This window comes from Pseudomonas sp. TE3910 (assembly GCF_056279025.1).
The window spans coordinates 1,983,025-2,007,331 of record NZ_JBWBQN010000001.1; the positions used below are offsets into that span (position 1 = coordinate 1,983,025).

General features: G+C 60.3%; 19 protein-coding genes, 4 tRNA genes and 1 pseudogene. 9 read left to right on the top strand and 15 right to left on the bottom strand.

Going from position 1 to position 24,307, the window contains the following annotated elements; translation table 11 throughout:
- Positions 1-50 precede the first annotated feature (50 nt).
- On the bottom strand, positions 51-2,264 hold the full coding sequence (locus tag ACZ9H3_RS08885) for a DNA internalization-related competence protein ComEC/Rec2 (RefSeq protein WP_476220405.1): 2,214 nt from the start codon (positions 2,262-2,264) through the stop codon (positions 51-53).
- Between the two features lie 141 nt (positions 2,265-2,405).
- On the opposite strand from ACZ9H3_RS08885, the gene ACZ9H3_RS08890 reads away from it, so the two are divergent.
- Positions 2,406-2,945 (top strand): DUF2062 domain-containing protein, encoded by a 540-nt coding sequence (locus ACZ9H3_RS08890; protein WP_065761468.1) that lies wholly within the window; start codon positions 2,406-2,408, stop codon positions 2,943-2,945.
- Here the strand turns inward: ACZ9H3_RS08890 and ACZ9H3_RS08895 are convergent.
- The 3 genes from ACZ9H3_RS08895 to ACZ9H3_RS08905 form a co-directional block, all read right to left on the bottom strand.
- Positions 2,913-3,692 carry an ABC transporter permease gene (locus ACZ9H3_RS08895; protein WP_099775464.1) on the bottom strand — a complete coding sequence of 260 codons (780 nt, stop codon included), beginning with the start codon at positions 3,690-3,692 and terminating at the stop codon, positions 2,913-2,915. The two genes, ACZ9H3_RS08890 and ACZ9H3_RS08895, sit on opposite strands and share 33 nt — an antisense overlap.
- Positions 3,689-4,621, bottom strand: coding sequence for an ABC transporter ATP-binding protein (locus ACZ9H3_RS08900; RefSeq protein ID WP_476220408.1), 933 nt, complete (start codon positions 4,619-4,621; stop codon positions 3,689-3,691). The genes ACZ9H3_RS08895 and ACZ9H3_RS08900 overlap by 4 nt, the downstream gene beginning before the upstream one ends.
- Positions 4,622-4,744: 123 nt before the next feature.
- Positions 4,745-5,368 (bottom strand): glutathione S-transferase family protein, encoded by a 624-nt coding sequence (locus tag ACZ9H3_RS08905; protein WP_476220410.1) that lies wholly within the window; start codon positions 5,366-5,368, stop codon positions 4,745-4,747.
- A gap of 188 nt (positions 5,369-5,556) precedes the next feature.
- Between ACZ9H3_RS08905 and ACZ9H3_RS08910 the strand changes: the two genes are divergently transcribed.
- The gene (locus ACZ9H3_RS08910) at positions 5,557-8,004 is read left to right on the top strand and encodes an acyl-CoA dehydrogenase (RefSeq protein WP_476220411.1); all 2,448 of its coding nucleotides are present in this window, start codon (positions 5,557-5,559) and stop codon (positions 8,002-8,004) included.
- 75 nt (positions 8,005-8,079) lie between these two features.
- Entirely contained in the window at positions 8,080-8,490 is a 411-nt protein-coding gene (locus tag ACZ9H3_RS08915; RefSeq protein WP_065761473.1) for a PA2817 family protein, read from the top strand.
- A gap of 195 nt (positions 8,491-8,685) precedes the next feature.
- Here the strand turns inward: ACZ9H3_RS08915 and ACZ9H3_RS08920 are convergent.
- The 4 genes from ACZ9H3_RS08920 to ACZ9H3_RS08935 form a co-directional block, all read right to left on the bottom strand.
- A tRNA-Gly gene (locus ACZ9H3_RS08920) sits at positions 8,686-8,761 on the bottom strand.
- 4 nt (positions 8,762-8,765) lie between these two features.
- Positions 8,766-8,841 (bottom strand) — tRNA-Glu (locus ACZ9H3_RS08925).
- Positions 8,842-8,944: 103 nt separating this feature from the next.
- Positions 8,945-9,020: transfer RNA gene (locus tag ACZ9H3_RS08930), tRNA-Gly, on the bottom strand.
- A 2-nt stretch (positions 9,021-9,022) separates the two neighbouring features.
- A tRNA-Glu gene (locus tag ACZ9H3_RS08935) sits at positions 9,023-9,098 on the bottom strand.
- A gap of 285 nt (positions 9,099-9,383) precedes the next feature.
- Here ACZ9H3_RS08935 and ACZ9H3_RS08940 point away from each other — a divergent pair.
- A complete protein-coding gene (locus ACZ9H3_RS08940; protein ID WP_065760462.1) occupies positions 9,384-10,151 on the top strand; it encodes a hypothetical protein in 768 nt (255 codons plus the stop codon).
- A gap of 131 nt (positions 10,152-10,282) precedes the next feature.
- Here the strand turns inward: ACZ9H3_RS08940 and ACZ9H3_RS08945 are convergent, their stop codons facing one another.
- Positions 10,283-10,777, bottom strand: coding sequence for a GAF domain-containing protein (locus tag ACZ9H3_RS08945; protein ID WP_330523469.1), 495 nt, complete (start codon positions 10,775-10,777; stop codon positions 10,283-10,285).
- The gene (locus ACZ9H3_RS08950; RefSeq protein WP_099775467.1) at positions 10,770-11,663 is read right to left on the bottom strand and encodes an ATP-binding protein; all 894 of its coding nucleotides are present in this window, start codon (positions 11,661-11,663) and stop codon (positions 10,770-10,772) included. The genes ACZ9H3_RS08945 and ACZ9H3_RS08950 overlap by 8 nt, the downstream gene beginning before the upstream one ends.
- Positions 11,664-11,744: 81 nt before the next feature.
- Between ACZ9H3_RS08950 and ACZ9H3_RS08955 the strand changes: the two genes are divergently transcribed.
- On the top strand, positions 11,745-14,096 hold the full coding sequence (locus tag ACZ9H3_RS08955; RefSeq protein ID WP_476220416.1) for a response regulator: 2,352 nt from the start codon (positions 11,745-11,747) through the stop codon (positions 14,094-14,096).
- A gap of 24 nt (positions 14,097-14,120) precedes the next feature.
- Here ACZ9H3_RS08955 and ACZ9H3_RS08960 read toward each other — a convergent pair whose 3' ends face one another.
- Positions 14,121-14,606: a glutathione peroxidase gene (locus ACZ9H3_RS08960; protein ID WP_065760466.1), complete on the bottom strand. Its 486-nt coding sequence runs from the start codon at positions 14,604-14,606 to the stop codon at positions 14,121-14,123.
- Between the two features lie 28 nt (positions 14,607-14,634).
- Positions 14,635-15,030: a peptide-methionine (R)-S-oxide reductase MsrB gene (gene msrB, locus ACZ9H3_RS08965; protein WP_065760467.1), complete on the bottom strand. Its 396-nt coding sequence runs from the start codon at positions 15,028-15,030 to the stop codon at positions 14,635-14,637.
- A 165-nt stretch (positions 15,031-15,195) separates the two neighbouring features.
- Between msrB and ACZ9H3_RS08970 the strand changes: the two genes are divergently transcribed.
- Entirely contained in the window at positions 15,196-16,407 is a 1,212-nt protein-coding gene (locus tag ACZ9H3_RS08970; protein WP_065760468.1) for a pyridoxal phosphate-dependent aminotransferase, read from the top strand.
- A 217-nt stretch (positions 16,408-16,624) separates the two neighbouring features.
- Entirely contained in the window at positions 16,625-17,512 is an 888-nt protein-coding gene (gene htpX / locus ACZ9H3_RS08975) for a protease HtpX (RefSeq protein ID WP_065760469.1), read from the top strand.
- Positions 17,513-18,381: 869 nt separating this feature from the next.
- Here the strand turns inward: htpX and ACZ9H3_RS08980 are convergent.
- On the bottom strand, positions 18,382-19,032 hold the full coding sequence (locus ACZ9H3_RS08980) for a thiopurine S-methyltransferase (RefSeq protein WP_454242107.1): 651 nt from the start codon (positions 19,030-19,032) through the stop codon (positions 18,382-18,384).
- 102 nt (positions 19,033-19,134) lie between these two features.
- Between ACZ9H3_RS08980 and ACZ9H3_RS08985 the strand changes: the two genes are divergently transcribed.
- Complete coding sequence (locus ACZ9H3_RS08985) at positions 19,135-19,902, top strand: DODA-type extradiol aromatic ring-opening family dioxygenase (RefSeq protein ID WP_476220421.1); 768 nt, start codon at positions 19,135-19,137, stop codon at positions 19,900-19,902.
- 68 nt (positions 19,903-19,970) lie between these two features.
- On the opposite strand, the gene ACZ9H3_RS08990 is transcribed toward ACZ9H3_RS08985, so the two are convergent.
- Complete coding sequence (locus ACZ9H3_RS08990; protein ID WP_065760472.1) at positions 19,971-21,635, bottom strand: DEAD/DEAH box helicase; 1,665 nt, start codon at positions 21,633-21,635, stop codon at positions 19,971-19,973.
- Between the two features lie 346 nt (positions 21,636-21,981).
- On the bottom strand, positions 21,982-22,737 hold the full coding sequence (locus ACZ9H3_RS08995; protein ID WP_065760473.1) for a spermidine synthase: 756 nt from the start codon (positions 22,735-22,737) through the stop codon (positions 21,982-21,984).
- A gap of 133 nt (positions 22,738-22,870) precedes the next feature.
- Here ACZ9H3_RS08995 and ACZ9H3_RS09000 point away from each other — a divergent pair.
- Positions 22,871-24,218: pseudogene (locus ACZ9H3_RS09000) on the top strand (class II 3-deoxy-7-phosphoheptulonate synthase).
- The last annotated feature ends 89 nt before the right edge of the window (positions 24,219-24,307 follow it).

A 24,307-nucleotide genomic window follows, 5' to 3' on the forward strand; every position in this document is an offset into this window, starting at 1 on the left:
GTCCGCCACTTTACCATAGGGCTCCCACCGCCCGCAGGTCGTCATGTCGGCTAACGCCAGAAGCGCCGCTGGCTGCGTATCCCTTCAGGCTCGTCAAAACGTCCCAAGCGCAGCGACAGCGCACCTTCCACTGCGCTGTCGTAGGGCGTGATACCCAACATCGCAAAACGCGCCATCACCTCGGGATGAGGATGGCCGAAGGCGTTGTAACGCCCGCGCGAAATGAAGACCCCCTTGGGTGCCAACGCCTCAAGAAAAGCCAGGCTGGAAGCGCTGCGGCTACCATGATGGGGCGCCTGCAGCCAGTCGACGTGGGGCGCTGTCGCGGCCTGGAGCCAAGCGCGCTCACCGTCCGCATCGATGTCCCCGGTGAGCAGCAAACGCTCACCCGACGCCTCGACCCACAACACGCATGAGCCTTGATTGCTGTCGGCGGCATCGTGCCATTGCCATACAGAAAAGCGTACGCCATCCCACTCCCAGTGTTCACCGGCAACACAGGGCTGCGCCTGCAAGGCCTGGGGCAACCTCTGCACCTCACCGGCCAGCACCCGCGCAACCGGTAAACCACGCTTCACCGCCAGCGCGCCTCCGGCGTGGTCGGCATCGGCATGACTGAGCAACATCAGGTCGAGCGTACTCACCCCCAGCTTAAGGAGCGTAGGCAGTACGATGCGCTCCCCCAGATCGACCTCCCCCATGGCCGGCCCCGCGTCATACAACAGGGTGTGGTGACGGGTACGCAGAATGAAGGCCTGCCCCTGCCCTACATCCAGTTGCCAGACGTCCAACTGCCCCTCTGGCACCTCATCACGCGGGGCAAACGCCGCCAGCAGGACAGCCGGCCAACCCAATACCCGCATCGGCAGCCCTTTGGGCAACAACACCAGGAACACCCCAAGGCAGACCAGCAGCCATGCCCATAACGGCAAGGCGGCCGGCACCCACGCTGGCTGCCAATCGGCGACCTGCCCGAGCAGACCAAACAGCACATCGAGCAAACCACCTGCCAGCCACAGCAGGCTTGTACCGAGAACCGGCACACCCAGCAGTAACGTCCCTGCCAGGGCGACGGGCAACACCAGCACACTGATCCAGGGCACCGCCAGCAGATTGGCCAGCGGCGCACTGAGGCTCACGGGCAACCCAAGCACCAGCAAGAATGGCAGCAACCCCAAGGCGATCATCCATTGCGCCCGGGTCCATGCCTGCCAGACACGCCAGGCACCCAGCCGCCCGCTAAAGGTGAAGATCAGGATCGCGACAGCACCAAAGGACAACCAGAACCCCGGCTGCAGGCTGGCCAGCGGTTCAATCAGCAATACCGCATTGAGCGCCAGCAGCCACGGCAGCGTTACCCCCAGATGACGGAAACGCAGACGCCAGAGCAACACCACCGCCAACATGATGCAGGCTCGACGCACTGGCACCTGAAACCCGGCGAGCAGGCCGTACCCCAGCGCAGCGGCAAGCGCCAGCAAGCAGGCCGCGGGCAACCAGGGCAGCGCACGCGGCCAGAGCCCGAAACGCGCCAGCCCCGCCACCACCGCATAGACCAACCCGGCCAGCAAACCAATGTGCTGCCCTGAGATCACCAACAGGTGTACCGTGCCGGTGGCCTGCAACGCCTGCCAGTCAGCGCGTGCCAGGCCACTACCATCGCCTAGCACCAGGGCAGCCAGTACCCCTTCGCGCCCTTGGGCATCGACCGCCATTAGCCGTTGTCGAATCGCGTCGCGCCAGGCCATGCTCGCGGGCGCCAGGCGCTCACCGTCCTTGACACTGCCGGTCGCGCCGATACGACGCGCCAACAGGGTCATTTCCTGATCGGCCGCATGAGGGTTGAGCAGGCCCGCCGGACGCTTGAGGCTGACGGCAAGGCGCCAGCGCTCTCCGCTGTTAACAGGCGGCCCGCCATACCAGCTCAGACGCAAGTGCTGAGGCAGCTGGGCGCGGCGTGAGGTGACCTCGGCAAGTTCAAAGCGCACCGACTGCGCCGTGTGTTCAGGCAAGCCAACCACTCGCCCCTCCACCCACAGCGTGCGGCCGTCCAGTTCTGGCGACAGGCGATCATCCAGCGCGCCTTGCGCCGATACACAGGCCCAGCAAAAACCCAGCAGGAAACACCCCAAGGGGTACGCCCGCGACGGCAGACAGCACAGCCCAAGCAGTATCAGCGCAACCCACACCCCGACCGAAGGCAGTGCAGGAAGCCAACGCAGGCATAACAGCCCGAGTGCAAGCGCAATCATCCCTGTGCGCATGATCTGAAGCTCCTGAAAAAGAATCACCCCAGAGGCTTAGATCAGCGACGGCATATGCTTGCTTATTAATTGTCACAAAGTCTGAATTGGAGGCTTTTAGAATCCGTGCATACTGGCGGATCAAGAACGCCGAGAACCCACATGCCGCGTCGACTTTTCAAACGCTACATGCCCGATCCGACCAGCATTCGGGAACACAAATCCTTACGCTTTCTCGGGCGACTGCTGCACGACCCCAACCTCTGGCACCTGAATCGCCATTCAGTGGCACGCGCCATGGCTGTCGGCCTGTTCGCCGCATTCATACCGATCCCGATGCAAATGTTGCTGGCCGCCAGCCTGGCAATACTGGCGCGGGGCAACATGCCGATTTCCGTCAGCCTGGTCTGGCTGACCAACCCGATTACCATGCCGCCGGTGTTCTTCTGCACCTATCAGATGGGCGCCTGGCTGATGCAGATCCCTCCCCGCACCCTGCCCGACGAGCTGACCTGGGAATGGATCACCGATCAGCTCTCGACACTGTGGCAACCCTTCCTGCTGGGCTCAGTGGTCTGCGGCCTGCTGCTGGGTGGGCTGGCCTACTGCCTGACCATGCTCTATTGGCGCTGGTGGGTGGGCAGGCAGTGGCGCCAGCGCAAGGAAAAATCAGCTACGCATTCCTCGACCACTGACCAGTAGCCGCACGCAGCCGACGTACAGCACGGCGGTCGCGACCAGCATGAAGCTGATGGCCACGCCAATGCGAATATCGGACACGCCCAGAATGCCGTAGCGGAACGAGTTGACCATGTGCAGCACGGGATTGGCCAACGATACCGTCTGCCAGAACGGCGGCAGCAGGTTGATCGAGTAGAAAACGCCCCCCAGGTAGGTCAACGGGGTCAGCACGAATGTCGGGATAATCGAGATATCGTCGAAATTACGTGCAAACACTGCGTTGATGAAGCCCAACAGCGAGAAGATCGTTGCCGTCAGCAACACCACCAACACCGTTACACCCAGATGGTGCACCTGCAGTTGGGTAAAGAACAGTGACAACAGGGTCACGATGACCCCTACCGCCAACCCGCGCAACACGCCACCCAGGGTGTAGCCAATAAGGATGGTGTGTGGCGACACTGGCGAGACCATCAGTTCCTCGATGGAGCGCTGGAACTTGCTGCCAAAGAAACTGGAAACCACGTTGCCATAGGAGTTGGTGATCACCGACATCATGATCAGGCCCGGCACGATGTATTCCATATAGGTGAAGCCACCCATATCACCGATCTGCCGACCGATCAGGTTACCGAAGATCACGAAATACAAGACCATGGTGATCGCCGGCGGCAGCAGGGTCTGCGGCCAGATCCGGGTAAAACGGCGCACTTCGCGGTAGACGATAGTGTTGAGGGCGACCAGATTGCCGCGCAGCTCCGAACTCATACCGCCACCTTCGCCAGATTCTTCTCCACCAGGGACACAAACAGCTCCTCAAGACGGTTGGTTTTGTTACGCAGGCTTTGCACCTCGATGTTCTGCAGGGCCAACTGGCCGAACAGCGCGGTGATGCCCGCGGCCTTGTCCACCTGGACTTCCAGGGTGTGCGGGCTGATCAGTCGGCACGGGTAGCCGGCCAACTGCGGGGCCTGTGGCAACTCCTGCTTAAGGTCGAGCAGGAAGGTCTCCACATGCAAGGAACCCAGCAGTTTGCGCATGCTGGTGTTTTCGACAATGGTGCCGTGATCAATGATGCCGATGTTGCGGCACAGTTGCTCAGCCTCTTCGAGGTAATGCGTCGTCAGGATGATGGTGATGCCCTGCTCGTTCAGCTCAGTCAGGAAACTCCACATCGAACGCCGCAACTCGATGTCCACACCAGCGGTTGGCTCATCGAGGATCAGCAAGCGCGGCTCATGAACCAGCGCCCGGGCAATCATCAGGCGGCGCTTCATGCCACCGGACAACGAACGCGATGGCACATCGCGCTTGTCCCACAGCCCCAGTTGGGTCAAATACTGCTCGGCACGGGCCTTGGCCACCTTCGACGGAATGCCGTAGTAACCCGCCTGGGTCACGACGATGTCGAACGTCTTCTCGAACTGGTTGAAGTTGAACTCCTGGGGCACCACGCCAAGGCAGCGCTTGAGCGCGGCCGGTTCGCGGTCCAGGTCATGGCCAAAGACCTTCACGGTACCGCTGGTCTTGTTCACCAGCGTGGAGAGGATGCCGATGGTGGTGGATTTGCCGGCGCCGTTGGGGCCGAGCAAGGCAAAAAAGTCACCTTCGGCGACATCCAGGTCAATGCCCTTGAGGGCCTGGAAGCCGTTGCCGTAGGTCTTGGTTAGCTGCCTTATGGACAGAGCAGAACTCATAACGGGTCTATGCACCAGTGTGGAAGGGTTTAAGAACAACAGGCTGAGTGGCCATGGTGAGGGGCGCGGCCACACAAGTACAGTCACGTGTATCGATAATAACTATCAGAATAAGCGCTGCAATCAGGTCAGCGCCGTCATCACGGCAACCTGATAGGCCGGGCGCTCTTTCAGCCGTTCATACCAGGCACGCAGGTGACGCATCTCTGGACGCTCAATGGGCATCTCGAACCAGGCATAGGCGAAACAGCCCAGCGGCACATCGCCAAAGCCGAGTGCATCACCGCTGAGGTAAGGTTGCCGCGCCAGCGCCTGATCGGCAATTGACAAGACCTGGGCGCAGGTCTTGTGCGCTGCGTTGATGGCGACCCAATCACGCTGTTCTGCCGGTGTCCGCAGCATGCCCCAAAACAATGGGCGAAACGGCGTAGCCAAGGAGGACGTTACCCAGTCCATCCATTTTTCCGCCTCGGCCCGCTGCCGAACATCACTCGGGTACCAGCTCGAATCCGGCGCATGACGTGCCGCCAGATAGCGCACGATGGTGTTGGACTCCCACAGCACCAGGCCGTCCTCTTCGATCAGTGGCACCAGCCCATTCGGATTCTTCGCCAGGTATTCCGGCTCTTGCACCACCCCGAAAGCACCGCCAGCGTCAATCGACTGGTAGTCCAGGCCCAGCTCTTCTGCACACCACAGTACCTTCCTGACATTGGTCGAGTTCTTTCGGCCCCAAATCTTGAGCATGACAAATCCTTAAGCCATTTGTGGTGCCCTCAGTCTAACCCAGTCGTTTGCTCAGGTAATCGTTCGACACACTCACTACTGAACACCTGCCCAGCGCCACGGTCAGTGATCTGAGGCGGCCGTTTGGGCGATGCCGTCTACGCTGTCAGGGACGACCCGTTGCCCTGACGTTTCACGGAGGAAGACCTATGTTGCTGTTGTGGTTCGTGGTTCTCGTAGTCGGTTCAGCCTACTTGATGCATCGCCGCATCGCTGTACTGCCGATTCTGGGCATCGTTGCTGCCTACTTGCTGGCAATGGGCCTGTTCAGCAGCGCCCCCACGTGGTTGATGACCCTGCTCTGGTTGATGCTGATCATCAAGTCATGCATTTTTGTGCTGCCAGAATTGCGCCGTAAATGGTTCAGCGCCCCCTTGTTTGCCTGGTTCCAGCGCACGCTCCCCCCCCTGTCACAAACCGAGCGCGACGCAATCGATGCCGGTACGGTGTGGTGGGATGGCGAGCTGTTCAGCGGTCGCCCGAACTGGAACACCCTGCTGGCGTACCCAAAAGCACAATTGAGCGAAGAGGAACAGGCCTTCATTGACGGCCCGACCGAACAGCTCTGCGCCATGGTCAGCGACTGGCAGATCAGCCAGGATCTCGACCTGCCCCCTGAGGCCTGGGCCTTTATCAAGGAACAGGGCTTCTTCGCCCTGATCATTCCCAAAGCATATGGCGGCAAGGGGTTCTCGGCCTATGCCCACTCACAGGTCGCCATGAAACTGGCGACCCGCAGCGGCGATCTGGCCTCCACCGTGATGGTTCCCAACTCACTGGGCCCTGCCGAACTGCTGCTGCACTATGGCACCGAAGCACAACGCAACCATTACCTGCCTCGCCTTGCACGCGGCGATGAAATCCCCTGCTTTGCCCTGACAGGGCCACTGGCCGGCTCCGATGCCGGGTCGATGCCCGACACCGGCATCGTCTGCAAGGGCCAATGGCAAGGTCAGGAAGTGCTCGGCCTGCGCCTGAACTGGGAAAAGCGCTACATCACCCTTGGCCCGGTAGCCACCCTGCTGGGCCTGGCCTTCAAAGCCTACGACCCCGAACACCTGCTGGGCGACGTAGACGACCTCGGCATCAGCCTGGCGCTGATTCCTACCGACACGCCCGGTGTCGAGATCGGCAAACGTCATCTACCGCTCGGTGCCGCCTTCATGAACGGCCCAAACAGCGGCAAGGATGTGTTCATACCGCTGGATTACCTCATCGGCGGCCAAGCCATGCTGGGCAAAGGCTGGATGATGCTGATGAACTGCCTCTCGGTGGGTCGCTCCATCTCACTGCCGGCTGTGGGTACAGGCGTTGCCAAGTACACCAGCCTGGTGACCGGCCAATACGCGCGAATTCGTGAGCAGTTCAACGTGCCGCTGGCCGCCTTCGAAGGAATCCAGGAATCCCTTGCGCGCATCGCCGGCAACGCCTGGTTGATGGACAGCGCTCGCATACTGACGGCCAAGGCGGTCGATCTCGGGGAAAAACCGTCGGTCCTCTCTGCCATTCTCAAGTACCACCTGACCGAGCGCGGCCGCGAATGCATCCAGCACGCCATGGACGTTCATGGCGGCAAGGGCATCATCATGGGGCCGAACAATTACCTGGGGCGCAATTGGCAAGGTGCGCCAATCTTCATCACCGTCGAAGGCGCCAATATCCTTTCGCGCAACCTGATGATCTTTGGTCAGGGGGCCATCCGCTGCCACCCCTTTGTACTCAAGGAAATGGCCTTGGCCGGGCGCGAGGACCACGATCAGGCACTCAAGGAGTTCGACGCCCTTGTGCTGCGCCACATCAGTTTTGCCATGGGCAATGCCGCCAGCACCCTGATACTCGGCCTTGGCCTGGGGCATTTCGAGAAAGCGCCGGGCGACGCACTCAGCCAAGGCTATTTCCGCGCCCTGAATCGCCAGGCTGCCGCCTTTGCCTTGCTGGCAGACCTGTGCATGATGCTGCTGGGAGGCAGCTTGAAACGGCGCGAACGGCTTTCGGCTCGCCTGGGTGATGTGCTCAGCCACCTGTACCTGAGCTCGGCAGCACTGAAGCACTATTACGACCAGGCGTCACCCAATCACTTGCAACCGTTGCTGCGCTGGGCCATGGAAGAAAACCTCGGCCAATCTGAAAAAGCCCTGGACCGCCTGCTCGACAACTTCCCCAATCGCTTTCTCGGCTGCGCGCTGCGGCTGCTGGTGTTTCCGTTTGGGCGCCGCCATACCGGCCCAAGCGATGAACTGGACGCTGAAGTCGCGGCGCTGATCGGTCGAGCGCAAGGCGACCCGGCACTGGAGGCGCTGCTGTCCGGCTGCTACCGGCCAGAGAACCCCGAAGACCCGGTTGGCGCCCTGCACCATGCCAGCCAACAACTCGTCGCCAGTGAACCATTGCAGCACACCCTGCACCAGGCCCTGAAAAGCGGTCAGGTAGTGCCCGCGCCCGGGCAGCCCCCCATTGACGCAGCCTTGCAGGCTGGTGTGCTTCAGGCCAGCGAAGCACTCACCCTGCACGCTGCAGAACGGGCGCGACGCCGGGTCATTGACGTGGACGCCTTCGACAAGGATGCACTGCTACCGGTCGCCGGCAAGGTGCGCTAAAGGCAATCGAACCGGGACATCGGGCGCCGGGGGCCGTATACTCCCGCGCCCGTTTTGCTCAAGAGGATCGCCAGCATGGCCAACGCGCATCTGGATTACCATCTCAACCTGCTCAACCACCTGCGCACCATCCTGGTTGCACTGGGCGAAGCCGAACAGGTACCGGAAGAGAGCCATGCCCTGTTCCTCGAACGCTTCGACGAACTGCTGACGCAACTTCCACAAGACCCACTGGAAAGCCAATACCTGGGCCAGGACCTGATGTGCCAGGTCATTCAGCGTTACCCACAGATTGCCCACCTGGTGCCACGCGACCTGCTGTGGTTCTTCGGTGGCGATTGCCTGCATTTCATGCCAGACGATGAGCTGGACCTGTATCAGGCACTGGAAGAGCGCCGCTACGAAGCGGAGCAGAATGACGAGCCATTCGACTGGAACCAGGAAAAACAGCTGCTGAGCATGTCGAACGACGACAGCAAGCACTAAGACAACGCAAAGGTGAAGGCAGGGCTCTTCAAGGGCGCTGCCTGAACACCGCTCAAGGCCACTGACACAACGACCAGCGCAGCAAAGCCAGAGCAGCAAACCGCACAGGCCTGATCCTGAGGCGGAAAATACCGTGCATGGGCTTTTCAAAGGCAAAAAAAAACGCCGTTCAATCGAACGGCGTTTTCTTTGAATTGGAGCGGGAAACGAGACTCGAACTCGCGACCCCGACCTTGGCAAGGTCGTGCTCTACCAACTGAGCTATTCCCGCAAAATGGCGTCCCCTAGGGGACTCGAACCCCTGTTACCGCCGTGAAAGGGCGGTGTCCTAGGCCACTAGACGAAGGGGACGCTGCCCAAAACATGCAACGCATGTTTCAGTGACCAGATCAGAATCTTAGACCCTAACCTGGATTTTCTTACCAGCCCTGCCCTTGAGCAAGACCGTTAAAACTGGAGCGGGAAACGAGACTCGAACTCGCGACCCCGACCTTGGCAAGGTCGTGCTCTACCAACTGAGCTATTCCCGCATTGGCGTCCCCTAGGGGACTCGAACCCCTGTTACCGCCGTGAAAGGGCGGTGTCCTAGGCCACTAGACGAAGGGGACACACTACAACTTTTCACTCCCTGCCGCGTTTCGCTGTGTGCTTTACGCTGCAAGTGGCGCGCATTCTAGGGGTGCTTTGAAGAGTCGTCAACCCCCAGATACAAATTTATTTAAATCAATGACTTCCCCCTGCTTTCCAGCACGCTCAAGGCTCGGCAGGATCAGCCGACACAGGGGAAGGCACTGCGCCTTTACTGATAAGCGACGACCCTCGAACAGGTCTATCCGGTTAAAAGCTAAGCCACTACACTCAAACGGTAAATAACCCTGCATGAGGCGTTAACGGTGACACCACTTCTGATCACCCTGCTTATAGTGGCCGGGATCGCACTATTGATCGTGATCGGCTACCTGAACAATGTAGTCGAGAACAACAAGCTGGAGCGGGCCCGACTGAAAGTCGAGCTGGCCGAACGCCTGCGCCGTTGTGGCGAAATCACAGAAACCTTTCCTGGCCAGTTGATGACCCCGGCATTGAAGCTGCTGCTGACTCGCCTGGAGCTCAACCTGAACCTGCGCCAACTGGCGCTGGACAAGCACAACAGTGAGATCAAGGCACGCATCGCCGAACTGGAAGGATTGATTGCCAAAGGTGAGGCCTTGCCGGTAAACAATCCGCCAGGGCCGATCCAGACCGAAGCCCGCGCCAAGGATGTGCGCTTTCTACTTGAAGGCTTGCACAATCAAGTGACCCGTGCAGCCCAGGAAGGTTTCCTGCCGACCAACGAAGCCAAGTACTGGGTCAAGGAAGTCCGTCATATTCTGGTGCTGCTGCATATCGAGTTCTTCAACAACCTGGGCCAACAGGCCTTGCAGCAGAACCAACCGGGCCATGCCCGCCTGGCCTTCGAGCGCGGCGTGCAATACCTGCGAAAGCAGCCGGAACCTGCTGTCTACCAGGAGCAGCTCGCTTATATGGAGAAGCTGCTGGCGCGCGCCAATGCACAGGTGCTGAGTACGCTTGAACCTGCCGAAGACGAGGTCAACGAACTCACCGAGGGCTTGAAGTCCGACACCACGGAAGACTGGAAGAAGAAAGTCATCTACGACTGAAACAGGAAACACCCCCTGCAACGGCATCAGGGGGTGTCAGTGAGAACACAACGCCTGCAATGTTAGCGAGCCCCGCTTCCATACCGTGTGCAACACCCTGGAAGCAGACTTGCCCGTGAGCAGCGTGCTGCCTACCTCCCCCGGGAGCAGTCCGTTGAGCGCAGGAAGATCTCGGCAAGACGTTCCAGCCCGGCCTGATCCTCAACCGTAAACCGCGCAAGCTTCGGGCTGTCCAGGTCCAGCACCCCAATCAAGCACCCGTCCTTGACCAGCGGGATCACCAGCTCGCTGTTCGAGGCGCTGTCGCAGGCAATGTGCCCTGGAAACGCATGCACATCTTCAACCCGCTGGGTCTGCCGAGTAGCGGCAGCGGCACCGCACACCCCACGGCCAAACGGAATACGCACACAGGCAACCTGCCCCTGAAACGGCCCCAACACCAACTCTTCGTTACGATTAAGGTAGAAGCCCGCCCAGTTCAGGTCATCGACCTGGCTATAGAGAAAGGCCGAGAACTGAGCAGCATTGGCAATAAAGTCGCGCTCGTCAGCCAGCAAGGCCTCCAGTTGCGCAGCCAGCAGACCATAGCCAGACAAGCCGGCACCGGTTGCATTCAAATCAATCATGTTTCTGCTCCAGCAATTTAAGTCCTACCCAGTAACGGGCGAACTGATAAGCACAACGGCCATTACGATTGCCACGCCCCGTGGCCCAGCGAATCGCAGCCTTTTCCAGTGTTTCATCACGCACCCAGACCAGGTCCGAGGCTTGCGCCAGCTGACTGATCCAGTGCTCGACCACATCCAGAAAGTGTTCCTGAGTGAAGGGATAGAACGACAGCCACAGGCCAAAACGGTCAGACAGGGCGATCTTGTCCTCCACTGCCTCGTTGGGGTGAAGCTCGCCGTCGATCATTTTCCAGTTTTCATTGTCGCTCTGCTTCTCTGGCACGAGGTGCCGACGGTTGGACGTGGCGTACAACAGCACATTGTCCGGCGCCTGCTCCAACGAACCATCCAGCACACTTTTGAGCACGCGATAGTCGCTCTCCCCGGCCTCGAACGAGAGGTCGTCACAGAACAACACAAAGCGCTGAGGCAGTTTGTGCAACTGCTCAACCACCCGCGGCAAATCCGCCAAGTGGTCACGCTCGATTTCGATCAACCGCAAACCTGCCGTCGCATACTCCGCCAGCAACGCACGCACCAACGACGATTTACCCGTACCACGCGATCCCCACAGCAGCGCATGATTGGCCGGCATGCCATCGAGAAACTGACGGGTATTGCGCCTTAACTGCTCACGCTGCTGATCGATGCCGATCAGGTCGGACAAACGCATGTCCAGGCTCACGTCCAGCGGCAGCAGGAAGCCACTGCGCCCTTCACGCTGCCAACGGGCAGCCAGGCAATGCCCCCAATCAATGGCCGGGCGTGGCGCAGGCAAAAGAGGTTCCAACCGCGCCAATACAGCTTCAGCGCGCTCAAGAAAAGCATTCACACGAGAGTCCACATCAATTCCTCAAGACAGATTCAGGCAAATGGGCAAGCGGAATATGCAACAGGACGTGCCAGGAGCCGGGGCTGATCGGCTATGCTTGCGCAGCGCACGGAATGTGAAACTGGCTCGGAACCCATGGATATCAAGTTCACCAATCGCCTGTCCTATAAGCAAGCCAGGCTGACAGTCCTGGCAGGCTTCGTCCTGGGTACCTTGCTCAGTCTTCTCCAGATCGGCATCGATTATGCCAGTGAAGACGCCTCCATCAACCGCGAGATGCGTGCACTCCTGGAAATCAGTCACAACCCGGCCTCCCGAATTGCCTACAACATCGACTCGGAGCTCGCCCAGGAACTGGCTCAGGGCCTGCTGCAGTCTCCCGCGATCATCCAGGTACGCCTGATCGACAACAACGACACCGTATTGGCTGATGTCCAGCGCCCACGCCTGGAAAGCCGCTACCGGGTGCTCAGCGATTTTCTGTTCGGCGAACATCGTGAATTCCAGGAACGCCTGCAGCTCAGCCACATGCCGGATGAGTACCTCGGCACGCTGTTTCTGGAAGTCGATACCTTCGCCTTCGGCAGCCGCTTCCTGAAACGTGCGGAAGTCACCCTGCTCAGCGGCTTTGTACGCAGCCTGGTGCTGACGTGCATTCTGCTGACCCTGTTTTACTTCATGCTGACCAAACCGCTGGTTCGGGTAATCCGTGCGCTGAGCAACAGTGACTCACGCAACCCCAACCAAAACAAGCTCTCCTTCCCGCCAGGCCATGAACAGGATGAGATTGGGGTATTGGTAAAAGTCGCCAACCAGCAATTCGTCAGCATGGCGACCGAGATCCAACAACGGCGCAATGCCGAAAATCGCCTGACTGACTACCTGAGCGAACTGGAAAACATCGTCTCGGCACGCACCAATGAACTGCGGGCCAGCAACGCAAGCCTCAGCCGTTCCAATGAAGAACTCGAAGTCGCCCGACGCCGCGCCCTGGACATGGCGCAGGCTCGAGCAGCCTTCCTGGCCAACATGAGCCACGAAATCCGCACACCGCTGAACGGTTTGCTGGGCATGATCGCACTTTCACTGGACAGCCCACTGAATGCCGAACAGCGCCAGCAACTGTCGATTGCCCACGACTCGGGCAAAGTACTGGTGGAACTGCTCAACGATATTCTGGACCTCTCCAAGTTCGATGCCGGACAGCTGGAACTGGAACGAATCCCGTTCGACCTCGGCACGCTGGTGGAGGACACCGCCAGCCTGCTTTCGCAGAATGCCGCACCCAGCGTCGAACTCACCTGCCTCATCGATCCGAAATTTCCAGCACTGGTGCTTGGCGACCCGACTCGGGTAAGGCAGATCGTCAGCAACCTGCTGTCCAACGCCCTGAAATTCACCCGCTTTGGGCGCGTGGACGTACGCCTGCGCAGCGAATCTGGCGGCGTACGCCTGGATGTCTGCGATACGGGCATCGGTATTCCCTACGATGCACAAGTCAGGATATTTCAACCCTTCACCCAGGCCGGGGCTGGCATCACACGCCAGTATGGTGGCACCGGCCTGGGCCTGACCCTGACCAATAATCTCTGCGAGGCCATGCAAGGCCGTCTCAGCATCAGTTCCGAAGCAGGTTTTGGCAGCCAGTTCAGTGCCGAGTTACCGTTGCCAGCCCACACGCTGGCAATCGCACCGGCACCGTTACAAGGACGGATTGCTGCCATCAGCACTGCAGACAGCGGCCTGGATGAACTGCTGGCGACACTGCTGCCTGCCTGGGGCCTTGATTATCGGCGGCACGACAACCTCGACACGCTGCCCGAACAGCAACCTGATCTGCTGATCACCGACAACCTGAGCGGGCTGTTCGACCTGCGCCCCACCGTCAAAGCACCGATCCTGCTGATCACGGCATACGGTAACTTCCTGTCCAGCGAACACGCCGCACAACTGGCGCCCTTGCAACAACAAGCACGCCCCCTCACCCGCAGCGCCCTGTACCAGTCATTGCAACGCGCCCTGCACGGCTCAGACAGCCCCACCTCGCCGCCCCAGCAGGGCAGCCTGAACAGCGAGCGTCGAGCACACATCCTGCTGGTCGAGGACAACCCGGTTAACCAACTGGTCGCGAAAGGCATGCTGGCCAAGCTCGGCTGTGACGTCAGTGTCGCCAAGCAAGGCGTGGAGGCTCTGGAACAGCTTGAGCGAAACGACTTCGACCTGGTGCTGATGGACTGCAACATGCCGGTGATGGATGGCTACGAGGCCAGCCGGAGGATCCGCCAGAGCGGACGCTGGCCAACGCTGCCGATTATCGCCCTGACCGCCAACGCCATGCCCGAGGAACGTGAGCGCTGCCGCGCGGCGGGCATGAACGACTACCTGGCCAAACCGTTTCGCCGCGAGGAGCTGCTCACCCTGATCAATCAGTGGGTGCCCCTGTAACACGCCGCATACTGCCGACAGTGCTCACTTGAGCAGCGACTCGATCTGCTCCACCAAGGCCTCCGGCTTGGTACTGGGCGCAAAACGACTGACTCGGCCCGTTGCCGGATCGAAGAGGAACTTGGTGAAGTTCCACTTGATCGCCTGAGACCCCAGCAACCCCGGGGCTCGCTTTTTCAGCTCAACGAACAAGGGATGAGCCGCAGGCCCGTTGACATCGACCTTGGCAAACAGCGGAAAGCTGACGCCGAAGTTCAACTCACAGAAACCTGCAATGGCCCGTTCATCACCCGGCTCCTGCTTACCGAACTGATTGCAGGGAAATGCCAGCACCACCAGGCCTCGCTCACGGTAACGCTGCCAGAGCTGCTCAAGGCCCTTGTACTGCCCGGTGAACCCGCATTCGCTGGCGGTATTGACCAGCAACACCGCCTTGGCCGGGAAGTCCACCAGGGTTTTCTGCTCGCCCTTGATCGTGGTGCAAGGGATGCTCAACAGTGCGTCAGCCATGACCGACTCTCCTTGAATAGTCTACAGGTCAGGTTCGAGGAACCAGGTCCAGGCACACCGAATTGATGCAATAACGCAGGCCTGTCGGCGGCGGGCCATCGGGAAAGACATGCCCAAGGTGAGCATCGCAGACCGCGCACGTCACCTCGGTACGGATCATGCCGTGCGAGGTATCACGGATTTCGATCATGGCGCTGTCGGCAATCGGCTCGTAAAAGCTGGGCCAGCCGCAGCCCGAATCGAATTTTGCCCGAGAGTCGAACAACGGCGCACTGCAGCAGATGCAATGGTAGACGCCATCAGTCCTGGTTGCGTTGTACTTGCCACTGAACGGCCGCTCGGTGCCCTTCAGACGACAGACCTGGTACTGCTCCGGGTCAAGCATTGCACGCCATTCGTCGAGGGTTTTGTCGATCTTGTCCATGGGGAAACCTCTGTAACGGAAAAAGCCCGCGTCGTGTCTTTTCGGCAACGCGGGTGGCACGTATTATTGCGCCTCATCAGACGCCAGTCTGGCACCCGCGTTACACGCATTTCAAACGTTTTCACAGCGCAATGCGCGGCGATCTTTTCTAATCGGGATCACATCATGCAGGTCAGCAAATCGAACAAGCTCGCCAATGTCTGCTATGACATTCGCGGCCCGGTGCTCAAGCACGCCAAACGCCTGGAAGAGGAAGGCCACCGCATCCTCAAGCTGAACATCGGCAACCCGGCGCCCTTTGGTTTCGAGGCACCGGAGGAAATTCTCCAGGATGTGATCCGCAACCTGCCGACTGCACAAGGCTATAGCGACTCCAAAGGCCTGTTCAGTGCGCGCAAGGCCGTAATGCAGTACTACCAGCAGAAACAGGTAGAAGGTGTCGGTATCGAAGACATCTACCTGGGCAACGGCGTGTCCGAACTGATCGTGATGTCGATGCAGGCACTGCTCAACAACGGTGACGAAGTCCTGATCCCGGCACCGGACTACCCACTGTGGACCGCAGCAGTCAGCCTGGCGGGTGGCAAACCGGTTCACTACCTGTGCGACGAGCAGGCCGACTGGTTCCCAGACCTGGACGATATCAAGGCCAAGATCACGCCAAACACCAAGGCCATGGTGATCATCAACCCGAACAACCCGACCGGCGCGGTGTATTCCCGCGAACTGCTGCTGGGCATGCTCGAGCTGGCGCGTCAGCACAACCTGGTGGTGTTCTCCGACGAAATCTACGACAAGATTCTCTATGACGAAGCCGTGCACATCAGCACCGCCTCGTTGGCACCCGACCTGCTCTGCCTGACCTTCAACGGCCTGTCCAAGTCCTACCGGGTTGCGGGCTTCCGTTCCGGCTGGCTGGCCATCTCCGGGCCCAAGCTGCATGCCCAGAGCTACATCGAAGGCATCGACATGCTGGCCAACATGCGCCTATGTGCCAACGTACCGAGCCAGCACGCCATCCAGACCGCACTGGGCGGCTACCAGAGCATCAACGACCTGGTACTGCCACAGGGGCGTCTGCTCGAGCAACGCAATCGCACTTGGGAACTGCTCAACGACATCCCCGGCGTCAGCTGCGTGAAACCGATGGGTGCGCTCTATGCGTTCCCGAAAATCGATCCGAAAGTCTGCCCGATCTTCAACGACGAGAAGTTTGTTCTCGACCTGCTGCTCTCCGAGAAGCTGCTGATCGTCCAGGGCACTGCGTTCAACTGGCCATGGCCGGACCACTTCCGTGTCGTGACACTGCCACGTGTGGATGACCTGGAACAGGCAATCGGTCGTATCGGCAATTTCCTCAAGACGTACAAGCAGTAACGCACCGCAAAACCAGCCTGCGCCGCCCCTGGCGCAGGTCTCACACCTAATAAGGTTTTTTCCTACAGCCATTACAGCGTTGGCGCGCGAAAAAATCCGGTGCCTGCCACGCGGGTAAGTACACAGTTTGAAATAGTCCCCCGGTTGAATCAGCGGGGCGGGCACCTTATATACCCGCATACGCTACATTTTTATCCGTCAGGAGAACGTAACAACCATGATGCGCATCTTGCTGTTTGTGGCCACCAACCTCGCGGTTGTGCTGATTGCCAGCATTACCCTGAGTCTGTTTGGCTTCAACGGGTTCATGGCAGCCAACGGGGTTGACCTCAACCTCAATCAACTGCTGATTTTCTGTGCTGTGTTCGGCTTCGCCGGCTCGCTGTTCTCGCTGTTCATCTCCAAGTGGATGGCGAAGATGAGCACCGGCACGCAGATCATAAGCCAGCCGCGCACGCGTCACGAGCAATGGCTGCTCCAGACTGTTGAAGAGCTCTCCCGCGAAGCCGGTATCAAGATGCCGGAAGTGGGTATTTTCCCTGCCTACGAGGCCAACGCCTTCGCGACCGGCTGGAACCGCAATGACGCCCTGGTAGCGGTCAGCCAAGGCCTGCTGGAACGCTTCTCACCCGACGAAGTACGAGCAGTGCTGGCCCACGAGATCGGCCACGTTGCCAACGGCGACATGGTTACCCTCGCGCTCATCCAAGGCGTGGTCAACACCTTCGTGATGTTCTTTGCCCGCATCATCGGTAACTTTGTCGACAAGGTAATCTTCAAGAACGAAGAAGGCCAAGGTATTGCCTACTACGTTGCGACCATCGTTGCCGAACTGGTACTGGGCATTCTCGCCAGCATGATCGTCATGTGGTTCTCGCGTAAACGCGAATACCGCGCTGACGAAGCCGGTGCCCGCCTCGCCGGCACCAACGCCATGATTGGCGCCCTGCAGCGCCTGCGTTCGGAACAGGGCGTACCGGTGCACATGCCTGACACTCTGAATGCCTTCGGCATCAATGGCGGCCTCAAGCATGGCCTGGCGGGTCTGCTGATGAGCCACCCACCGCTGGAAGACCGTATCGACGCCCTGCGCCGTCACGGCTGACCGTTACGCAATAGACAAAAGGGCGACTCAGGTCGCCCTTTTTTTGTGTGCAGAACGCTGCATTTCCTGTGGGATGCAGGCGTGCCTGTGATGGCGTCAGTGGGGTGCCTGTGAGTGCGCGGCGTCTGCATCGCGGGCAAGCCCGGCTCCTACAGGTTGCATTAGCAGGCTTGCCTGCGATGGCGTCGGTGAGGTGCCTGTGAGTACGCGGCGTCTGCATCGCGGGCAAGCCCGGCTCCTACAGGTTACGCGGGCTCTGTTGGAGCTGGCTTGCCTGCGATGGCGTCAGTGGGGTGCCTGTGAGTTCGCGGCGTCTGCATCGCGGGCAAGCCCGGCTCCTACAGGTTGCGCGGGCGCTGTTGGAGCTGGCTTGCCTGCGATGGCGTCGGTGGGGGGGGGGCAGTGAGTTCGCGGCGTTTGCATCGCGGGCAAGCCCGGCTCCTACAGGTTACGCGGGCTCTGTTGGAGCTGGCTTGCCTGCGATGGCGTCGGTGGGGTGCCTGTGAGTGCGCGGCGTCTGCATCGCGGGCAAGCCCGGCTCCTACAGGTTACGCGGGCTCTGTTGGAGCTGGCTTGCCTGCGATGGCGTCAGTGGGGTGCCTGTGAGTTCGCGGCGTTTGCATCGCGGGCAAGCCCGGCTCCTACAGGCTGCATTAGCAGGCGTGCCTGTGATGGCGTCAGTGGGGTGCCTGTGAGTGCGCGGCGCCTGCATCGCGGGCAAGCCCGGCTCCTACAGGCTGCATTTTCTGTTGGAGCTGGCTTGCCTGCGATGGCGTCAACGGGGTGCCTGTGAGTTCGCGACGTTTGCATCGCGGGCAAGCCCGGCTCCTACAGCCTGCGATGGCGTCAGCGGGGTGCCAGGCCTGTGGTCAGCGTTCGAGCCGATACACATGCTCCAACAAGCCCGCGCTTCCCGCTGCCTGGAACTTTGGGCTCTCCGCGAGAATGTCTCGTGTCTCTCCAAGGGTAACCCGCCACCCTGCGTACAGGGCACGGACTTCTGCCTCAAGTACGGCAAAGGGCGGCCCGTCGATCGTTGATTGATCGTAGTCCAGTGTGATCAACAGCCCCTTGGCGTGTGCCGCCAGCAACGCTTGCAGGTGGCTGGCATAGCGCTGGCGCATCGGTGCGGGCAAGGCAATCAGCGCTGCACGGTCATACAGGGCCGAGCAATCGCCAACATCTTCGGCGGTCAGGGCAAAGATATCGCCACACCAGAGCTCAAGCCCCTCGCACTGGTAGACCTTGAAAGCGCCACGTCGAGATACCTGCGGATGCAACTGATGCTCGCTGAAAAACGCCTCTACCGCGCGCTCGGACAACTCAATACCCTGCACCCGCAATCCCTGCCCGGCCAACCAGAACAGATCAAGACTCTTGCCACACAAGGGCACCAGCACCTTGTCGCCTGCCATCAAGCCGAGGCTGGGCCAGTGTCGCTGCAGGTAAGGATTGACCTGATCCAGGTGAAAACCGATCTGATTACGCGCCCAGCGGTCATGCCAAAATTCCGGCTGCATGAATGGCTCCAAAATTTCGATCAAATGATACGAAAACTTATATTAGATTTAGATAAATGAACTGACAGAAGATAACCCCATCTTAACCTCAGGACCTCTTCCATGCTGCCCAGTCTGTTTATTTCCCACGGTTCGCCCATGCTCGCCCTGGAACCCGGCGAGAGCGGCCCTGCCCTCGCACGACTGGCAGAAGCACTGCCTCGACCCAAAGCCATCATCGTGGTCTCTGCGCACTGGGAGAGCCAGGCGTTGTGCGTGAGCAGCCACCCAAGCCCGAAAACCTGGCATGACTTTGGCGGCTTTCCACCGGCACTCTTTGCCGTTCAGTACCCCGCCCCCGGCGCACCAGCACTGGCAGCCCAGATTGTCGAGCAGCTCAAGAGCGCCGGCCTGACGGCTTCGCTCGACCCACAGCGCCCATTCGACCATGGCGCCTGGGTACCGCTGTCACTGATGTATCCACAGGCCGACATTCCGGTCGTAGAAGTGTCCCTGCCCAGCCACCTGGGCCCACAGTTACAGGAACTGGTTGGTAATGCCCTGGCTGCGCTGCGCCAGGAAAACATCCTGCTGATTGGCTCCGGCAGCATCACCCACAATCTGCGCGAGCTATCCTGGCACGCAGGCCCGGACAGCGTAGAACCCTGGGCACTGGCATTCCGCGACTGGATGGTGGAAAAGCTCGAAGCCGGTGACGATGCCGCGCTGCTGGACTATCGCCGCCAGGCACCGTTTGCGGTGCGCAACCACCCCAGCGATGAACACTTGCTGCCGCTGTACTTCGCTCGCGGCGCAGGCGAGCATTTCAGCATTGTTCACCAAGGCTTCACCCTGGGTGCATTGGGAATGGACATTTACCGCTTCGACTGAGCCATTCACCCAGCCGACAGGCAAAAAAAATCCCCGAACCAGTCGGGGATTTTTTTATGACGCGCGGATCAATCTTCGCGGTAGCGACGCAGCTTCAGCTGCTTGCCGGCAACGCGAGTGTCCTTGAGCTTGGTCAGCAGACGCTCAAGACCGTCTTCTGGCAGCTCAACCAGGCTGAAGCTGTCACGCACCTGGATGCGACCGATTGCTTCACGTGCCAGGCCACCCTCGTTGAGGATAGCGCCGAGCAGGTTCTTGGCAGCGATACCATCACGCGCACCCAGCGCGGTACGGCAACGAGCGCGACCTTCGCCCAGCGGCATTGGCGCACGACGCTCACGATCACTGCGCTCTGGACGATCACCCGCAGTACGCTCACGCGGAGTGTAGGTCGGCACCAGTGGCTGCTCACGCTCAACCGCTTCCAGGGTCAGCGCCTGACCGTTGGTTGCTTTGCGCAGCAGGGCAGCAGCCAGGGCACGTGGGCTGCAACCGATGTCGGCGGTCAGGCGGTCCAGCAGGTCGCCATGAGTCGACTCAGCGTCGGCTACCAGCGGCGCCAGGCTGTTGGTCAGCTTCTTGATACGCGCATCCAGAACAGCCTGGCCGTTCGGCAGGCGAACTTCGGCAACTTTCTGGCCCGTTACACGCTCGATAACCTGCAGCATGCGACGCTCACGCGGGGTGACCAGCAGCAGTGCACGGCCTTCACGACCTGCACGGCCAGTACGGCCAATACGGTGAACGTAAGACTCAGGATCGTACGGCATGTCAACGTTGAACACGTGAGTGATGCGCGGTACGTCCAGACCACGAGCAGCAACGTCGGTCGCGACGACGATGTCCAGACGGCCATCCTTGAGCGAGTCGATGACGCGCTCACGCTGGTTCTGGGCGATGTCGCCGTTCAGTGCTGCAGCCTTGTAGCCTTTGGCTTCCAGGGCGCTGGCCAGGTCCAGGGTCGCTTGCTTGGTACGTACGAAGGCGATCAGCGCATCGAACTCTTCAACTTCCAGCAAACGCAGGACAGCGGCTACTTTCTGGTCCGCGTGGACCATCAGGTGAGCCTGCTCGATGGCCGTTACGGTCTGGGTCTTGCTCTGGATCTTGACGTGCTTCGGATCGCGCAGGTGGCGCTCGGCGATGGCACGGATAGAAGCAGGCAAGGTCGCCGAGAACAGTACGGTCTGACGGCTTTCCGGCATGGCCTTGAAGATGACTTCCAGGTCGTCCATGAAGCCCAGCTTGAGCATTTCGTCGGCTTCGTCGAGCACCAGGTGATTGACGGTCGCCAGGACTTTCTCATCACGACGCAGGTGGTCGCAGAGACGGCCCGGGGTAGCAACGACGATTTGCGCGCCGTTACGGATTGCTTTCAATTGTGGGCCCATTGGGGCACCACCGTACACGGCCACCACGGTTACGCCCGGCATTTGCTTGGCGTAGGTTTCAAAGGCGGTGGCTACTTGCAGCGCCAACTCACGGGTTGGCGCCAGGATCAGGGCTTGCGGCTCGCGCTTGCTCGGGTCGATGCGATTCAGGATTGGCAGTGCGAAGGCAGCGGTTTTACCGGTACCTGTCTGCGCCTGGCCGATCATGTCATGACCGGCGAGAATAATCGGGATCGATTGTTGCTGAATGGCGGATGGCTCTTCGTAGCCGGTAGCCAATACAGCAGCAACAATGCTCGGATGAAGGTCGAGAGCGGCGAAGCCGCCGGTTTCCTGGGTCATGGGTCTGCCTCTAAGTGCATCCGCAAAGACCCATGCTCCAAAGCTGCGCATGCCTTGTAAGACCCACGGGTCACCCTGGCAGCTTTGTCGGCGGGGATTTGCGAAAACGATTGAAGAAAAAGGAACGTCAAGGAGAGTCCGCTGTGCGGACGCGCAGCCGAAGCTGGCTTCGGGAAATTGCACTACCTAAGACGAGGTCTAGTAAAAGACCGGCGCGTACTATACCTGAAATAGCGCTTCACGTGAGAGTTTTTTATCGAAAGATGACAGCATAGAGCGGCGCCCCGGATTACGCGCATATCGCCCCGGGGCATGGGCTGAATCGATTATTTCAGCAGCAGCCGCCTCAACTCGCCGGGCGGATCGCTCCGATCAACGGTTGCAACGAGTAGCCCAAACGTGGTGCCAATGCATCGGCCCGAGCGACAAGGCCAGGCATGTCCAGCGTCTGCTCGAGGTCTGCCGGAACCAGCAGAATGACGTTACCCTCCTTCACCGGCAGCTCCCAGTAGTGCCGATGATACAGCCCGCGCAACAACGCAGCCCCCAGCGGCTTGCCGTCATCCGCCGCCCACTGGTTGATCACCAGCCAACCGCCGGGATTGAGGCGTTTCTGGCAGTTCTCCAAAAAGCGCCAGGCCAGATGCCCCACGCTCGGCCCGTGATCGGTATACAGGTCGACGAAAATCAGGTCGGCGGTTTCGGCGGTTTCCAGCAGCTCCACCGCATCGCCCACGCGGATATACAGCCGCGGGTCGTCGTCCAGCCCCAGGTACTCAATGGCCAGGCGCGGCACATCCGGGCGCAGCTCGATCACCTCGACATCGTCCAGCGGCAGGAACTTCAGGCAGGCCTGGGTCAGGGTGCCGGCACCAAGCCCGAGGAACAAGGCACTTTCCGGCTCGGCATGGCACAACGCGCCAATCAGCATGGCACGGGTGTAGTCGTACTCCAGCCAGCTTGGATCGGCCGTGAACACACAGCTCTGCTCTATGGCCTCACCGAACTCAAGGAAGCGGTAGTCCTCGACCTCCAGCACACTGATGGTGCCGTACTCGTCGTGAACCTGGGCCAGCAGCCGCTCTACCCGTTCCTCTGTCATTTCGTCTCCCGGCACCGATGCCTGCCCAAGCAAAACCGCCATTGTCCGCCAATGCAGGCAGTGCAACAAGGCGCCTTGCAACTGTTACCATGACCCCAGCCCTCTTTATAATCTGATAACAACCGAGTCTGCGATGAGCCAACCCTGGAGTCCTGACAGCTGGCGCGCCCTGCCGATCCAGCAACAACCGACCTACCCTGACGCGACGCACCTGCACAAGGTCGAGCAGACGCTGGCACAGTTATCCACCGCTGGTGTTTGCCGGCGAAGCCCGCGAACTGCGCCGTCAGTTCGCGGAAGTCACCGAGGGCCGCGCCTTCCTGCTGCAAGGCGGCGACTGCGCCGAAAGCTTCGCGGAGTTCTCAGCGGCAAAAATTCGCGACACTTTCAAAGTGCTCCTGCAAATGGCCATTGTCATGACCTTTGCGGCCGGCTGCCCGGTGGTGAAAGTCGGCCGAATGGCCGGACAATTTGCCAAACCCCGTTCGGCGGGCGACGAAACCATCGCCGGTGTCACCCTCCCCGCCTATCGCGGCGACATCGTCAACGGCATTGGTTTCGATGAAAAAAGCCGCGTACCGGATCCAGAGCGCCTGCTGCAGGCCTACCACCAGTCCACTGCCAGCCTGAACCTGCTGCGCGCCTTTGCCCAGGGCGGGTTTGCCGACCTGCATCAGGTGCACAAATGGAACCTGGACTTCATCGCCAACTCGGCCCTGGCCGAGAAGTACAGCCAACTGGCCGACCGCATCGACGAAACCCTGGCCTTCATGCGCGCCTGTGGCCTGGACAGCGCACCGCAGTTGCGCGAAACCAGCTTCTTCACCGCCCATGAAGCGCTGCTGCTCAACTACGAAGAAGCCTTCGTGCGCCGCGACAGCCTGACCAACGACTGGTACGACTGCTCGGCGCACATGCTCTGGATTGGCGACCGCACCCGCCAGCTCGACGGCGCGCATGTCGAGTTCCTGCGCGGGGTGAACAACCCCATTGGGGTCAAGGTCGGCCCAAGCATGAACACCGAGGAATTGATTCGCCTGATTGACGTGCTCAACCCGGAAAACGACCCGGGGCGCCTCAACCTGATTGTGCGCATGGGCGCGGAAAAAGTCGGCGACCACTTGCCGGCGCTGATTCGCAGCGTGGAACGCGAGGGGCGCAAGGTGCTCTGGAGCTCCGACCCCATGCACGGCAACACCATCAAGGCGAGCAGCGGCTACAAGACCCGAGACTTTGCGCAGATCCTCAGCGAGGTCAAACAGTTCTTCCAGGTTCACCAGGCCGAAGGCAGCCATGCCGGTGGTATCCACATCGAGATGACCGGGCAGAACGTCACCGAGTGTATCGGCGGCGCCCGTCCGATCACCGAAGATGCACTGTCGGACCGCTACCACACCCACTGCGACCCACGCATGAACGCGGACCAGTCACTGGAGCTGGCCTTCCTGATTGCCGAAACCCTCAAGCAGGTGCGTCGCTAGACCTGTACGCGCCGACACAAATGCCAAAGCCCAAGCCACGGTCCTGACACTCAAGGACCCTGGCTTGGGTAGCACACCGATGTGTCCGC

What these genes read in the sequence shown, in the direction of transcription:
- ACZ9H3_RS08945 (WP_330523469.1), bottom strand. Translation starts at nt 10,777, where the DNA reads ATGATTGATTTGAATGCAACCGGTGCCGGCTTGTCTGGCTATGGTCTG.
- ACZ9H3_RS08915 (WP_065761473.1), top strand. Translation starts at nt 8,080, where the DNA reads ATGGCCAACGCGCATCTGGATTACCATCTCAACCTGCTCAACCACCTG.
- msrB (WP_065760467.1), bottom strand. Translation starts at nt 15,030, where the DNA reads ATGGACAAGATCGACAAAACCCTCGACGAATGGCGTGCAATGCTTGAC.
- ACZ9H3_RS08910 (WP_476220411.1), top strand. Translation starts at nt 5,557, where the DNA reads ATGTTGCTGTTGTGGTTCGTGGTTCTCGTAGTCGGTTCAGCCTACTTG.
- htpX (WP_065760469.1), top strand. Translation starts at nt 16,625, where the DNA reads ATGATGCGCATCTTGCTGTTTGTGGCCACCAACCTCGCGGTTGTGCTG.
- ACZ9H3_RS08885 (WP_476220405.1), bottom strand. Translation starts at nt 2,264, where the DNA reads ATGCGCACAGGGATGATTGCGCTTGCACTCGGGCTGTTATGCCTGCGT.
- ACZ9H3_RS08955 (WP_476220416.1), top strand. Translation starts at nt 11,745, where the DNA reads ATGCTTGCGCAGCGCACGGAATGTGAAACTGGCTCGGAACCCATGGAT.
- ACZ9H3_RS08995 (WP_065760473.1), bottom strand. Translation starts at nt 22,737, where the DNA reads ATGACAGAGGAACGGGTAGAGCGGCTGCTGGCCCAGGTTCACGACGAG.
- ACZ9H3_RS08900 (WP_476220408.1), bottom strand. Translation starts at nt 4,621, where the DNA reads ATGAGTTCTGCTCTGTCCATAAGGCAGCTAACCAAGACCTACGGCAAC.
- ACZ9H3_RS08895 (WP_099775464.1), bottom strand. Translation starts at nt 3,692, where the DNA reads ATGAGTTCGGAGCTGCGCGGCAATCTGGTCGCCCTCAACACTATCGTC.
- ACZ9H3_RS08980 (WP_454242107.1), bottom strand. Translation starts at nt 19,032, where the DNA reads ATGCAGCCGGAATTTTGGCATGACCGCTGGGCGCGTAATCAGATCGGT.
- ACZ9H3_RS08985 (WP_476220421.1), top strand. Translation starts at nt 19,135, where the DNA reads ATGCTGCCCAGTCTGTTTATTTCCCACGGTTCGCCCATGCTCGCCCTG.
- ACZ9H3_RS08905 (WP_476220410.1), bottom strand. Translation starts at nt 5,368, where the DNA reads ATGCTCAAGATTTGGGGCCGAAAGAACTCGACCAATGTCAGGAAGGTA.
- ACZ9H3_RS08890 (WP_065761468.1), top strand. Translation starts at nt 2,406, where the DNA reads ATGCCGCGTCGACTTTTCAAACGCTACATGCCCGATCCGACCAGCATT.
- ACZ9H3_RS08960 (WP_065760466.1), bottom strand. Translation starts at nt 14,606, where the DNA reads ATGGCTGACGCACTGTTGAGCATCCCTTGCACCACGATCAAGGGCGAG.
- ACZ9H3_RS08970 (WP_065760468.1), top strand. Translation starts at nt 15,196, where the DNA reads ATGCAGGTCAGCAAATCGAACAAGCTCGCCAATGTCTGCTATGACATT.
- ACZ9H3_RS08990 (WP_065760472.1), bottom strand. Translation starts at nt 21,635, where the DNA reads ATGACCCAGGAAACCGGCGGCTTCGCCGCTCTCGACCTTCATCCGAGC.